General features: G+C 37.0%; 12 protein-coding genes. 4 read left to right on the top strand and 8 right to left on the bottom strand.

Annotated features, from left to right (window positions below):
* Position 1: 1 nt before the first annotated feature.
* Entirely contained in the window at positions 2–586 is a 585-nt protein-coding gene (locus MHH85_RS17745) for a glycerol-3-phosphate acyltransferase (protein WP_193738260.1), read from the bottom strand.
* Between the two features lie 96 nt (positions 587–682).
* On the opposite strand from MHH85_RS17745, the gene MHH85_RS17740 reads away from it, so the two are divergent.
* Both MHH85_RS17740 and MHH85_RS17735 read left to right on the top strand, forming a co-directional pair.
* Positions 683–2503 carry a sensor domain-containing diguanylate cyclase gene (locus tag MHH85_RS17740; RefSeq protein WP_340707916.1) on the top strand — a complete coding sequence of 607 codons (1821 nt, stop codon included), beginning with the start codon at positions 683–685 and terminating at the stop codon, positions 2501–2503.
* A 135-nt stretch (positions 2504–2638) separates the two neighbouring features.
* The gene (locus MHH85_RS17735) at positions 2639–3211 is read left to right on the top strand and encodes a nitroreductase family protein (RefSeq protein ID WP_193738262.1); all 573 of its coding nucleotides are present in this window, start codon (positions 2639–2641) and stop codon (positions 3209–3211) included.
* A gap of 237 nt (positions 3212–3448) precedes the next feature.
* On the opposite strand, the gene MHH85_RS17730 is transcribed toward MHH85_RS17735, so the two are convergent.
* Positions 3449–4831, bottom strand: coding sequence for a dipeptidase (locus MHH85_RS17730; protein ID WP_340707915.1), 1383 nt, complete (start codon positions 4829–4831; stop codon positions 3449–3451).
* Positions 4832–4991: 160 nt separating this feature from the next.
* Between MHH85_RS17730 and MHH85_RS17725 the strand changes: the two genes are divergently transcribed.
* Both MHH85_RS17725 and MHH85_RS17720 read left to right on the top strand, forming a co-directional pair.
* A complete protein-coding gene (locus MHH85_RS17725) occupies positions 4992–6245 on the top strand; it encodes a hemolysin family protein (protein ID WP_340707914.1) in 1254 nt (417 codons plus the stop codon).
* A gap of 229 nt (positions 6246–6474) precedes the next feature.
* Positions 6475–7053, top strand: a complete 579-nt coding sequence (locus tag MHH85_RS17720; protein ID WP_193738265.1) for an RNA polymerase sigma factor — start codon at positions 6475–6477, stop codon at positions 7051–7053.
* 202 nt (positions 7054–7255) lie between these two features.
* On the opposite strand, the gene MHH85_RS17715 is transcribed toward MHH85_RS17720, so the two are convergent.
* The 6 genes from MHH85_RS17715 to MHH85_RS17690 form a co-directional block, all read right to left on the bottom strand.
* A complete protein-coding gene (locus tag MHH85_RS17715) occupies positions 7256–7684 on the bottom strand; it encodes a MarR family winged helix-turn-helix transcriptional regulator (RefSeq protein WP_340707913.1) in 429 nt (142 codons plus the stop codon).
* Between the two features lie 25 nt (positions 7685–7709).
* The gene (spx, locus tag MHH85_RS17710; RefSeq protein ID WP_053417987.1) at positions 7710–8114 is read right to left on the bottom strand and encodes a transcriptional regulator Spx; all 405 of its coding nucleotides are present in this window, start codon (positions 8112–8114) and stop codon (positions 7710–7712) included.
* A 201-nt stretch (positions 8115–8315) separates the two neighbouring features.
* Positions 8316–9203 carry a YitT family protein gene (locus tag MHH85_RS17705; protein WP_193738266.1) on the bottom strand — a complete coding sequence of 296 codons (888 nt, stop codon included), beginning with the start codon at positions 9201–9203 and terminating at the stop codon, positions 8316–8318.
* A 434-nt stretch (positions 9204–9637) separates the two neighbouring features.
* A complete protein-coding gene (locus MHH85_RS17700; RefSeq protein ID WP_193738267.1) occupies positions 9638–11200 on the bottom strand; it encodes an ABC-F family ATP-binding cassette domain-containing protein in 1563 nt (520 codons plus the stop codon).
* A 618-nt stretch (positions 11201–11818) separates the two neighbouring features.
* Positions 11819–12007, bottom strand: coding sequence for an SE1832 family protein (locus MHH85_RS17695; protein ID WP_038180262.1), 189 nt, complete (start codon positions 12005–12007; stop codon positions 11819–11821).
* 80 nt (positions 12008–12087) lie between these two features.
* A complete protein-coding gene (locus MHH85_RS17690; protein WP_340707912.1) occupies positions 12088–13167 on the bottom strand; it encodes a PseG/SpsG family protein in 1080 nt (359 codons plus the stop codon).
* Between the last annotated feature and the right edge of the window lie 136 nt (positions 13168–13303).

Genomic DNA, 13303 nt, shown 5'->3' with positions numbered 1-13303 from the left:
ATTATTTTTTTGATTTCCAAGCTTTTTCTTGATAGGATTCGATAATATCAAAGCGATGTTTGTAAACTATGATTAGAATAATAAGAACGATTGGCCACGCAACTGGTAAACATCCGCTGTAAATAATCGATCCTATATAACATACATAACCAAAAAGCATACTTAGTGTTGCGCTTTTTAGGAAAGGAATTGGAATTAAAAATCCAACGACAAAAGCTAGAAATAATAGAGGATTAAAAGCAAGTGTAACTCCGACAAAAGTTGCAATACCTTTTCCACCTTTTCCTTTTAACCAAAAAGGAAATAGATGCCCGATAATGACAAGGACACCAGCAACTGCAATTGAAAATGCTGTTTCGTTCAGCAAGTAGCCCAGTAGAACAATGAGTAACCCTTTGCTACCATCACCAATTGAAGTTAGTAAAAATGCAGATTTACCAATAACTGCACCAGCATTTCTAGCACCTAAATTCCCGCTACGATGCTCCCGTAAATCGATTTTTCGCCATTTGCCTACCCACCATGCAGTCATGAATGTACCGGCAAAGTAACTTATTAGCCAATAACAAATCGTCAAATAAGACATACAAAATCCTCCAGACTCTTTTTTACAGTATGTAGGAAAAATAACTATGAAAACAACCCTTTTTTTAACGAACATCAAATATATGGAGGATTACAATTGAGAAAGATAAGTGCATTACTACTATTTGTAATCATCCTCAGTGGCTGTACATTAGTCGATTTTGAAACTAATTCCCAAATCAAATACGGTTTATTAGTACTCAAGCACACAGATATTGCAGAGAATTCTGTCATTCCATTACGAGGTGAATGGTTATTTTTCACTCATGAATTACTATCTACTAAAGAAATAGAGAAGAGGGTGAAAACATCAAATGTAGATAAAGAATATTTGACGAGCTCTTGGAATGACCCTGTAGGAAGTGTGAAAGGGTATGCAACATATGCTCTCTATTTACAAATTCCTAAAGATCAGATTGGTCACACATTTGCGTTTTCTACTCGTTTCCAATCAAACGCTTATAAATTGCTAGTCGATGGAGTGCTTATTTCATCGAGTGGTTCTGTTGGTACTTCTAAAGATACATCAGCTCCTTCAATGATACCTAGAATTGGTTATTTTGTTCCTAAAGCTGAAAAGATTTTAGTCGTTTTGCAAGTGTCTAATTTTGAAGACATTGTTGGACAAGCAAGTGAAGAGATTTTATTTGGACAAGCAAATGCTATAGTCAATTATCATTCAGATCGACAAGCAGCTCTGCTATTTATGAATGGCAGTGTAATTATTATAGGGATATATCATATAATTATATTTTTATACAGGAAAACTGAACGGCCTTTCCTTTATTTTGGTTTGTTGAGTCTATTCATAGCAATGCGTTCACTTTTCGTAGGGCCATTGCTTTTGCAAATGCAGTTTTCACATTTGTCTTGGTTTTTACTAAAGCGAATAGAGCACACATTAATCTATGGATCAGTCCTTACATATATGGCTTTTATTTCTCGACTATTTCCTAGAGAAGCTGGTAAGAAGACAGTTTATATAGTCATGGCAATAATCATGCCACTACTATTGCTAACTTGGGTGACACCACCGAGCTTTTTTAAACCTCTATTCTTTGATGTGTTTCCCCTTGTTTTTATACTTATGTTTTGCATAACAATTATATTAGTGAAGGCTTTACTAAATAAAAGACCAACTGCTCTAATGAATTTAATTGCGAATTTATTGTTTTTTACAACGGTGGTGAACGATTATTTATTTGCCAAGGGTTTAATAGATACACTCATGCTTTCAATTTACGGATTTTTCTTCTACGTCATTTTGCAGGCATTTAATTTAAGTCGCAATTACGCAAGAAATTTCTATGAATCTGAATTACTAGGTAAAAAATTAATGATATTAAATACATCACTTGATAAAAAAATTCATGAAAGAACATATGAACTACAGTTGAAAAATGAGCAATTGAAGCAACTGACTGAATTAGATGGCTTAACGGGTATTAATAATCGGCGCTATTTTGAAGACCGACTACCAATCTGTTTCCATGAAAGCTACAAAGATAAGTGGCCGCTAACAATACTCATGATTGATATTGATGAATTTAAAAAATATAACGATACATATGGACATCTAAAAGGTGACGATCTTATTTGCCATACTGTGAATATAATGAAGGATATCGTAGCTGACCGAGGCGTGATTTCTCGTTATGGTGGAGAAGAATTCGCAATCGTTATTCGAGAAATGGGTGAGGTTGAGGCAAGGGTACTTGCTGAGAAAATACGCAGTTCAGTTGAAAATTCTAAATTTGAACACAAAGGTAGAAGTGATACACAAATTGCAACTATTAGCATCGGTGGCACTACGACATTTATGCATTCATTTGAATCGGTAAGTGATTTTATCGAAGCAGCAGACCAAGCACTTTATCAATCAAAAAATAACGGTCGCAACCAAACGAACTTTTTATAAAAAAAGATAGTGATTTCTTTCGTCTTTTTTTGTTTTTTTTTAGGAATATGGTATGGTGGATAGTGATGCATACATAAGTCGTATGATGAAACTTACTGCCAAATTGTAAAGATTTGCAGAGTAGGAGTGATAGAAATGAAGGAACAATCATTAACAGTAATAGAGGCAATTACACAACGCCGTTCCATTAAAATGTTCAATGGTCAGCCGATTGATCGTGAAGATTTAATGTCGATAATTGACGATGCGGTATGGGCACCTAATCATGGGAACCGTCAACCTTGGCGATTAGTAGTGGCATGCGATTCTGAATTAGAACCATTAAAAGACCTTATTCGTGAATTTGCTGTACCAAATTGGAAAGAGCTTTCGGAAGATGAGCTTCAAAGCAAGATGAGTAAATTCTCATTACCAGGTGCATATGCATTTGTAGTTATTCCAGAAGATGCACGACAAAAAGAACGCTTAGAAGACTTTGCTGCAGCAAGTTGCTTTATACAAAATATGCAACTACTTGCATGGGATAAAGGAATCGGTGCATGCTGGAAAACTCCTGCTTGGCTAGATAATCCAAAATTCCGTGAACCAATGGGTGTAAAACCAGGTGAACGCATTATTGGCATGTTACAATTTGGCTACTACGACCTTGTACCAAAAGAAAAACCACGTAAATCAGCAAGTGAAATTGTAACGATTTTTGGTGAATAGAAAACCATAGTACTTCTATGTTATTAGAAATCCCGTATGCGTTAACTCAACGTATGCGGGATTTTTTGATTGGGGAGTGGTGAGTAGGTTAAAAGAGAGTATGAGAGTAGGTTAAATGTGAGCTCAAGCGATGCAAAGTAGAAGTTTGATTAATAGCAACTTAGTACTATCAATTAATTCAGTTTTGTACATAAAAAAACGCTCCTATTTTTAATAGGAGCAGATTAATATTTTTATTTATAGGGCATCCTTATCAACTGCTGCTACTTCGTAGTAGTAGTCACTGATAACACGGAGTCCTTTGTCATAATTTTCTAGATGGAAGTGTTCGTTTGGTGCATGGAAGTTTTCGCTTGAAAGTCCGAAGCCCATTAAGATCACTGGAGTTCCTAGAATTTCATCAAATGCTGCGACGATGGGAATTGAACCACCACCACGAATATATGCTGTTGGTGTGTTATATACTTTTTCGTAAGAACGTCCAGCAGCTTGGATTAGTGGATGATTCATTGGTGTAATGAATGGTTTACCCTTATCGAAGTCAGTAACTGTAATCTCAACACCAGTTGGCTTGTGCGCTGCGATATGTGCTCGTAGCTTTTCTACAATTTCTTCAGGATCTTGGTTAGGAACAAGGCGACAAGTTATTTTTGCACCAGCTTCTGCAGGTAAAACTGTTTTAATACCCTCGCCAGAGAAACCACCGAAAACTCCGTTTACTTCTAGTGTTGGGCGCGCCCATGTATGCTCAAGATAAGTGTAGCCCTTTTCACCGAATAATTCTTTCACACCAATTTCCTCTTTGATACCTTCTTCGTCAAAATCTAAAGCGCGAAATGCTGCACGTTCTTCGTCCGTAAGAGGAAGGACATTGTCATAAAAGCCATCTACTGTAATAGTGCCATGTTCGTCATGGAAGGATGCCAAAATATCAGCTAAGGAATGTATTGGATTTTGTACGCCGCCTCCATAAAGTCCTGAATGAAGGTCACCTTTAGCTCCACGAATATCTATTTGTACCCCCGTTAAACCACGTAAAGCATAGCAAACAGCAGGTTTCCCAGGTGCGTAAAGACCTGTATCTGAAATTAAAACTAAATCTGCAGCTAGGTAGTCTTTATGTTCCTCGACGAATGTAGGTAAGTTTTTACTACCAATTTCTTCTTCACCTTCGATTAAAAATTTCACGTTCACGGGTAGCTCACCGTTTATTTGCATTAAAGCTTCTATGACTTTAATATGCATGAACACTTGACCTTTATCGTCACTTGAACCACGTGCATATAAAATATTGTTGCGAATCTCAGGTTTAAACGGTTCGCTATCCCATAAGTTTAAAGGATCAACAGGTTGTACATCATAGTGACCATATACTAAAATAGTTGGTTTTCCTTCAGCGTGTAACCAATCTGCAGTAACAGCGGGGTGGCCACCAGTTTCATTGATTTTGATATTTTCTAATCCGACTTTTTTCATAGCATCACCTAAAAAAGCAGCGGCCGTTTTCATATCTTCTTTATGTTCAGATAAAGAACTGATGCTTGGAATAGATAAAAACTGCTTTAATTCTTCCAAATGTTCCTCGCGTTTGGTAGTGAAATATTGGTCTATACTATTCATAATTATCCCCCATTTCAAAATATTCGATAATAGAATGATTATAGCATATCCCTTAAATTAATTAGAAAGGTACACATGAAAAGAGGGAGATTATCAATAATATGGTATATTATCTATATGAAAATGTACTGAATTCGTTTATTAACAGGAGGAAGTTTAGTTGGAGTTTATAGGTTTAATCATATGTTTGTTGGCGTCATTTTTCTTTTCAGGCAGTGAAACAGCGTTAACAGCTATTAATAGGATGAAGGTCCAGTTGCGTGCTGAGCAAGGAGATCGCATGTCTGAAAAATTGTTTTTGCTCATTTCGCATCCGGACCGCATGATTACAACAATTTTAATCGGGAATAATATTGCGAATATACTACTGCCAACATTCTTAACTATCATCGCACTTCGACATGGTTGGCAACTTTCAGTAGCTACAACAATTTTGACGGTTATTATCATTATATTTGGAGAAGTTCTTCCAAAAACAATCGCAGTAACATTTGCGGATAAAATTGCATACATGGTCGCTCCGATAATTGCATTGCTAGTGCAAATTTTGCGCCCAATTACATGGATTATCCAAAGGTTTACCAATATTTTTATCCAAATTATTTCAAATGGGGCAGTGAAAGAAGCCATACTAACAAAAGAAGAGCTTCGATCGATGGTAGACATTGCTTCTACAGAAGGCACATTTGCTTTTGAAGAATCAGAACGACTTAAAGGTGTTATGGATTTTCCAGATAAAGATGTATCTGATGTTCTTGGTACACACAGAACAGAGGTTATTGGGCTTTCTATCCGTTCAACATTTGAAGAGGTGCGCGATACAATTTTAGAATATTCGTTCACTCGTTATCCGGTATACGATGAAAGTATGGATGATGTTGTCGGCATGTTCTATTCGAAGAAATTTATAGAATGGACATTAGACCCGTCTAAAACGCTTGATGATTTTATAGATCGTGAACCATTATTTGTCGTTTCGAATATCAATGTAGAAAAAGTATTTAAATTAATGCTGGCTAAGAAAAAGCATTTAGCTATAGTTCTTGATGAATATGGCGGGACACTTGGGATTATTTCACATGAAGATATAATAGAAGAAATGATTGGACAAGAAATCGAGGATGAATCAGATGAAGAAGAGGAGTCACTCATTTATGAATTAACTGAAACTAAACTTGTTTGTCATGGTCGTCTTGAAATTGTCGAGGCGAATCGAGTTTTTGAAGTAGATATTCCACAACTTCACGATACATTAGGTGGCTTTGTTTTGGAACAATGCGTTCATGTTCCAGAAGAAAATGAATCATTTAATTATGAAAATTTGCATGTCGTTGTAAATGAAATGGACGATAATCGAATCGTAAAATTAACGATTACAAAGAAGCCAGTCGAACCTGAAAAAGGGGAAGAATAATTGCAAATAAATAAAATCCTATCCAGGAAATTGGGTAGGATTTTTCTTTTGTAATGTAAACTCTCACTTAAGAGTGTTGATAAATCAACGTTTTAAAGACTAGATTACATGATTTATATGCTAACCTTACATGAATGTAATTAAATTGAAAGAGAATCCGATAGAGTGAAAGGTTTGTTTTTGCGACAATAGGTTTAACAAAGCAAGACGCGAATCGGAGGTAATGAAAATGAAAACAAAAACAAATACAAAAACAAATAAAAATACAACACTTGAAACAGTTTATGAGGAATATAATCGTTATATATATCATCTATGTCTAAAACTAACTCGCAATAAAGCAGAGGCAGAGGACTTAATGCAAGAAGTTTGGGTAAAAGTTGTACGTTATGAATCTTATGTAGCTGACGTAGATCACGTCAAAGCTTGGTTAACTACAATTTGTATGAACACTTTCCGCGACCGTTATCGCAAAAATGTTCGTCGTAGCAAATACATGATGAACCAACCTGATACTTTAGACGTTCCTGTGTTAGATTTGGTTCCCAATAATGAACTATCTACTGAGGAAGTTATTGAGCAAGATGCAATCGCTCAAATTGTGCAAGAAAAAATCGGTAAATTAGATGCTATTTATCGTACGACATTAGTATATTTCTATGTAAACCAATACTCACTTGTTGAGATTGCAGAATTAATGAATGTTTCAATCGGTACAGTTAAATCTCGTTTATTCCGTGCGAAACAACGTCTAAAAGAAATGATGATGGCTGATCAATCTTCAGTTGAGGCAATTATGCCTGCTTAATCTATAGTTGTCCGTTAATCAAAAGTCGGGCAATCTATACAGAGATCGCCGCCTTGAAAAACGGTAAATATATAAGAAGATAGCTACTCAAATGTGGGTAGCTATTTTTGTATGGCAGGAAAATATGATGGTTCAATTATAGGATTTGTACATTTTTGCCCAAAATAAAACCGCTAACATAAAAATTTCATGTTAACGGTTGTTATGAACCAAATAAGCATTTAGAGAAAATCTTACGGAGCGTATGAATTTCTTCTTCGCTGAGCATGCCAAACATTTTTTCGATAATTTCATTTACATGGTGATGTGCCGTTGATAGGAGTTCTCTACCAGTATCTGTAATCTCGAGTTGAGATGCACGACGATCTGTTTCATTTTGGGTCTTTTTAACAAGGCCGGCTTTTATTAGCTTGCTAGTTAGAACAGTTACTCCACCTGTTGTCACTTGAAGTTTTTCAGCGATAGCTGAAGGACGTTTTGGACCTTCGTTATTTAGAAGATCTAGTATTAAAATATGCGTTTTAGAAAAGCCCAGACTGTTCTGGCTATTCCATTCATTTGCCCATTTGCGCTCTAAAGAAGCAACCACTTCAAATAATGAAGAAATGCTTTCTCTTCTAGCATCATTCATATTACTCATCTCCAAAATGTTTCATTCAGCCTTCTAGTGAAAGGCGTTGCATTTCATAAAGCTCATAAGCACGCACCTTGCGTGGGATGAAACGACGAATATCCATATCATTATAGCCAACTTGTAGGCGTTTTTCATCGACTAAAATTGGGCTACGTAGCATTTTTGGATGATCCTTTACAATATCATATAGTTCTTGAATAGAAAGTTGATTAATATCGCAATTTAAGTTTTTGAAGTCTTTAGAGTTTGTAGAAATAATTTCGTCTGTACCATCTTCAGTCATGCTTAAAATCAATTTGAATTCAGGCAATGTTAACTGATCAGAAGTAATTCTTTTTTCAGTGAAAGAAATGTTATTTTCCTTTAGCCACTGTAAAGCCTTTTTTGATGATGTACAGCTCGTTTGAGTAAAAATTGTAACAGCCATCTATTTATCCCGCTTTCTCTATTGATTATTATACTTATATCTTACAAGTAAGATATATATAAGTCAATGGTTTTTATATAAAAAACAAGTTAAATTAACGTCTAAAGCAGAAAGTTTGAATTTTCGACAAAAATAGTAGCTGCTAAATAAAAAAATCCACTGTACTAATTATGCCCAGTGGATTTTGAAAGTATGAGTTATTTAGTGAACATCTTTTTTCTTAAAATTTCCGCCTTGAATTTCAGTCATATTACTGAAAGCGAGGAATGCAGAAGGATCAACGTCTTCTACAATGTTTTTTAACTTAGATTCTTCTAAACGGCTGATGACACAGAAAATCACTTGTTTATCATCTTTTGAATAGCCGCCTTGTCCATTTAAGTACGTAATACCGCGACCTAAGCGAGACATAATTTGATCTCCAATTTCATCCGCTTCATCACTAATAATCCAGATAGATTTCGTTTGATTCAAGCCTTCGGAAACAAGGTCAATTGTTTTGAATGCAATGAAATATGAAATAAGCGAATACATAGCTCGGTCAAAACCGAATACGAAGCCTGCACTACCTAAAATAAATAAGTTCATGAATAAAATAATTTGTCCTACAGAGAAGGGCAACTTTTTATTAAATAAAATGGCTAATGTTTCACTACCATCCAAGCAACCTCCAGCTCTAATTGCAATCCCAACACCGATTCCTAGTAATATACCACCTAGAACTGTAGCTAATAGAGTATCATTTGTGAATGCTGATGAATTATGCATAAATGAAGTCGCTATTGATAAAACGACGATTCCATAAGCGACTGAAAAGGCAAATGTACGGCCAATTTGTTTATAGCCTAAATATAGAAATGGTAAGTTAAAGAGGAATAGGAATAACCCTAGTGAAAGATTTGTAAGGTGAGAGGCCATAATGGCAATACCAGTGACGCCGCCATCAATCAAGTTGTTTGGGATGAGTACCATTTCCAGCCCAACAGCCATGATAAGTGCTCCTATTGTTAAAAAGAAAAGTTTAATTACATTTTTCTTAATTTTACTTTTTTTCCTTTGTACTATTTTAGCTTTCTTGTCTGAATCCATAAAAAAACACCGTCCTTATAATAATTTTCACACGATATGTTGCTGATTTCAAGGGATATCTACGAAATCATGGTAAATGTATAGGATTTGAAAAAACTCCGCAAAAGCGGAGTTTTTGTTTTTAGGTAAATATTAAACTTCGGGCGCTAGACTCTCAGTTCGTTTCGGTCTCTCGGCCAAAAGCGTCTTGTGTTCGAGCCCTCCAACGCCAGTCGGGCCAACAGGATGTTGGTCAGGTAGCCGTTGCCACAGGACGTAGCGACCTTAGGCTATCTTCCACCGACCTCGCAGCTGAACGAGCGCCTTCAGCATTTAGATAGATATCCAGCTTCGGGCGCTAGACTCTCAGGTCGTTTCGGTCTCTCGGCCAAAAGCGTCTTGTGTTCGAGCCCTCCAACGCCAGTCGAGTCTGAACGAGCGCCTTCAGCATTTAGTTATTGATGTCCAGTTGAGAACCATTCTGCTACGTCCCATACTTTTGTTACTAGGCCATCGTAAAATTCAGGTTCGTGGCTGACTAGGATGATTGTGCCTTTGTATTCTTTCATAGCACGTTTTAGTTCTTCTTTAGCATGAACGTCTAAGTGGTTTGTCGGTTCATCGAATAGCATCCAGTTACTTTCATCCATCATTAATTTACAAATACGAACTTTTGCTTGTTCTCCACCACTAAGTTGATTTAACGGGCGAGAAATATGCTCGTTTTTCAAACCTGTCGATGCTAGTACTGCACGTATTTGGCTTTGTTCCATGCTAGGGTATGCATTCCAAACGTCTTCAATCGGAGTGATGTTACCAGCTTTAACTTCTTGTTCAAAATAAGAAGGGAAGAGGAAGTCACCGCGTGTTACTTTACCACCAAGAGGTTGGACTTTGCCAAGCATGGTTTTTAATAGTGTTGATTTACCAACACCATTCATACCAACAAGGGCAATTTTTTCACCACGTTCGATTTCGAAAGTAAGTGGTGGTAATAATGGCTTGTCCTTGTCGTAGCCAATTAATAGATTTTCAGCTTCTACGACGTAACGGCCTGAACTACGAGATTCTTTAAAGTCGAATTTTGGTTTTGCTGCTGTTTCAGGACGGTCAATACGCTCCATGCGATCTAATTGTTTTTGGCGTGATTTTGCTCGGCCAGTTGTAGAATATCTCGCTTTATTTTTTGCGATGAAACCCTCTTGCTTTTTAATAAATTCTTGCTGCTTTTCATAAGCATCGATATGTTGACGCTTGTTAATTTCAGCTAGTTCTAAGAATTTCTCATAAGTGGCAGTGTAGCGAGTTAGTTTTGAAAATTCTAATTGGAAAATAACATCTACAACGCCATTCATAAATTCTGTATCATGTGAAATTAAGAAGAATGCGTGTGGATAACCTTTTAAATAATTTGATAGCCAAGTAACATGCTCTTCATCCAAGTAGTTTGTAGGCTCATCAAGTAATAAAACTTTTGGCTTTTCTAATAGAAGCTTCGCAAGTAATAATTTTGTACGTTGACCACCAGAAAGTGCTGTTACATCACGTTCAAGGCCGATTGCATCTAAACCAAGTCCGCGCGCAACTTCTTCAATTTTCATATCTAATGTATAAAAATCTCCTGCATCTAAAGCGTCTTGAATTTCTGCCATCTGTTCTAATAATTCCTCTAGCTCTTCAGGTGTTGCTTCAGCCATTTTGCCAGTAATTTCGTTCATTTCTGCTTCTTTTTGGTAAAGCGGTAAAAAGGCATCGCGTAAAGTTTCACGCATCGTTTTACCTGGTGTTAACACCGTATGCTGATCCAAATAACCGTAATGTGTGTTTGGCAACCATTCAACTTTGCCTTGGTCATGGATTAGTTGTCCCGTGATAATACTCATTAATGTAGATTTACCAACACCATTGGCTCCAACAAGACCAACATGTTCTCCCTCTACTATACGGAACGATACATCTTTAAAAAGTGTACGGTCGCCGAATGTATGGCCAAGATTTTCAACTGTTAAAATACTCATTATTTTGTCCTCCATATAAAATACGACAGTTGCACTTTGGAAATATGCGTTTTCCAACGATAATTGTAAATGTGGCAAGTCGTATTTCTTGTTATAGTTAGTAGTTTGATTTGGGTTTGGGCCAACAGGATGTTGGTCAGGTAGCCGTTGCCACAGGACGTGGCGAACTTAGGCTATCTTCCTTTAAACAACCTCGCAGCTGAACCATCGCCATCAGCATTTAGAGATATCCAGCTTCAGGAGCTAGACTCTCAGAGCGTTTCGGTCTCTCGGCACAAGACAAAAAGCGTCTTGTGTTCGAGCCCTCCAACTCCAGTAAAGTCTGAACGAACGCCATCAGCATTTAGAAGAGATATCCAGCTTAAGTGGCCATCCTCTCGAGGTCACTTCCACTTTCTCGGTCGAAAATTGAAAAGATATTTTCGATTCGAAAGCTCCAGTGCTTGTCGAGGCTAAAAGGGCCGCTTCAGCATTTAGATAGATATCCAGCTTCAGGCGCTAGCGGCTCGGGTCATTTCAGTCGGTCGCTCAAAGTCAAAGAGCGACTTTGGCTTCCGCCTTCCAACGACCTCGCAGCTGAACGAGCGCCATCAGCATTTACAATAAAAAAACCCGCAGTTATGACAACGCTGCGAGTTGTTTGTTCAATTCGGCTAGTTGTTGCTCCATGTCTTTTAGGCGTTGTTCGGCCTGCTCGACAGCTGATCCGTTCCCGATTGAATCGAGTTTTTCGATGTCACCTTGGTGACGGATGTAGTCGCTTTTTAGTTCTAATATTTGGTATTCAATTTCGGCTTTAGTAGGCATGAAAATACTCCTTTAAATAGATTTCGACTATTACCATGTCGAATTCTGGGAATGAGACAAATTTCAACACAGCTTTTCTGTTATTGTATCATACGTGGCGTTTTCTTGGTGTGATCTTGTACTAAAAAAGCCTGTGCTTTTGGTGTTCTGTGCGCAAAATTAATGAGCATGGAATAGATGTAATGGTTGTTACTTTGTAAATCGAGCTTTTTTTGGTTTCTTATCGCGCGGTCGCGACGCGCTTCATGTAAAAGTAGTTCCATAACAGCATTTTGCAAGTGAGATTGTTTTAATTTGCGACCACTTCCAAGTTGAATAAAACCATTTTGATCACGAGGGAATGCATGCATAATTTCTGTTTCATTTTGAGAGATGACGATACAAGGGATACCTACAACTGCAACTTTATACGGGGTATAACTTGCTGAACAAATGACGATTTGTGCTTGAGGAAGTAGAGATTCTAGCATATCAGCAGCTTGTATAACAGTAATATTCCTGCGACTTAAAGCCATCATCTTCAATTCATCTATATCATGTGCGTACGAAGGATCCACTAATACAGAGATACGTACAGGAATTTGTAGTTGCATTAAGTGACGCATAGTCCGATATGTTAAATTTTCCGGATCACTACCTTCATATACGACGACAATATGAGGTCTTTCTCCTTCATCTTCAGTAGAAGTAATGGCTGCGATTTTTTCAGGTACAACAAATGAAGATGGGCCAGTTAAGTAATGAGGATCTACCTTTTCACGGATTTCTCTATAAAGTGTATGCAACACGCAATCGGCAGCTTTACCACCTTCACCAAAATCATCAAAATGAACGAGAGCAGGGACAATTTCTTTTAATTTCTCCGTATCTTCGAGTTCTGTATTTATGCCATCACGTACAAGTAAATCAGGCTTTAATTTAGATATATATTGAAGCAACTGTTTTTGATCGCGGTAAGAAATAGGATCTATTCCTGTCGCTGCTAGCTTTTTCAATGCTAACTCAGAAGGTTGCTTAATGAAAATGAGAATTTTTTCATCGCTGAACATCTTAACAAGTGTCGCGATTCTTTCAACAGGGTAAAGGTCATTATGTGATGAAACTTCAACTGCAAATGCAATCGTTTTTTTAGAATGATTTTCTGTTTGGTTATTAGTCATTTAAATCCCATCCTTTCAACTTATCTATCTACTTTATGGTGGAAAATTAATGATTATGTCTGTAAAATCACTAGAATGTTAGATACACAGGCTAAACTATCCGTAACTTTGGACGGTATATAGATTAGGAAAGGAC

The sequence above is a fragment of the Viridibacillus sp. FSL E2-0187 genome (assembly GCF_038006425.1).
In the GTDB taxonomy this organism is placed as follows: domain Bacteria; phylum Bacillota; class Bacilli; order Bacillales_A; family Planococcaceae; genus Viridibacillus; species Viridibacillus arvi.
Note: the sequence above shows the minus strand (reverse complement) of the source record. Positions and strands in the feature narration are given on the sequence as shown.

Coding starts and splice junctions, on each gene's coding strand:
- MHH85_RS17745 (WP_193738260.1), bottom strand. CDS start 586: ATGTCTTATTTGACGATTTGTTATTGGCTAATAAGTTACTTTGCCGGT.
- MHH85_RS17735 (WP_193738262.1), top strand. CDS start 2,639: ATGAAGGAACAATCATTAACAGTAATAGAGGCAATTACACAACGCCGT.
- MHH85_RS17730 (WP_340707915.1), bottom strand. CDS start 4,831: ATGAATAGTATAGACCAATATTTCACTACCAAACGCGAGGAACATTTG.
- MHH85_RS17720 (WP_193738265.1), top strand. CDS start 6,475: ATGAAAACAAAAACAAATACAAAAACAAATAAAAATACAACACTTGAA.
- MHH85_RS17715 (WP_340707913.1), bottom strand. CDS start 7,684: ATGAATGATGCTAGAAGAGAAAGCATTTCTTCATTATTTGAAGTGGTT.
- spx (WP_053417987.1), bottom strand. CDS start 8,114: ATGGCTGTTACAATTTTTACTCAAACGAGCTGTACATCATCAAAAAAG.
- MHH85_RS17705 (WP_193738266.1), bottom strand. CDS start 9,203: ATGGATTCAGACAAGAAAGCTAAAATAGTACAAAGGAAAAAAAGTAAA.
- MHH85_RS17700 (WP_193738267.1), bottom strand. CDS start 11,200: ATGAGTATTTTAACAGTTGAAAATCTTGGCCATACATTCGGCGACCGT.
- MHH85_RS17695 (WP_038180262.1), bottom strand. CDS start 12,007: ATGCCTACTAAAGCCGAAATTGAATACCAAATATTAGAACTAAAAAGC.
- MHH85_RS17690 (WP_340707912.1), bottom strand. CDS start 13,167: ATGACTAATAACCAAACAGAAAATCATTCTAAAAAAACGATTGCATTT.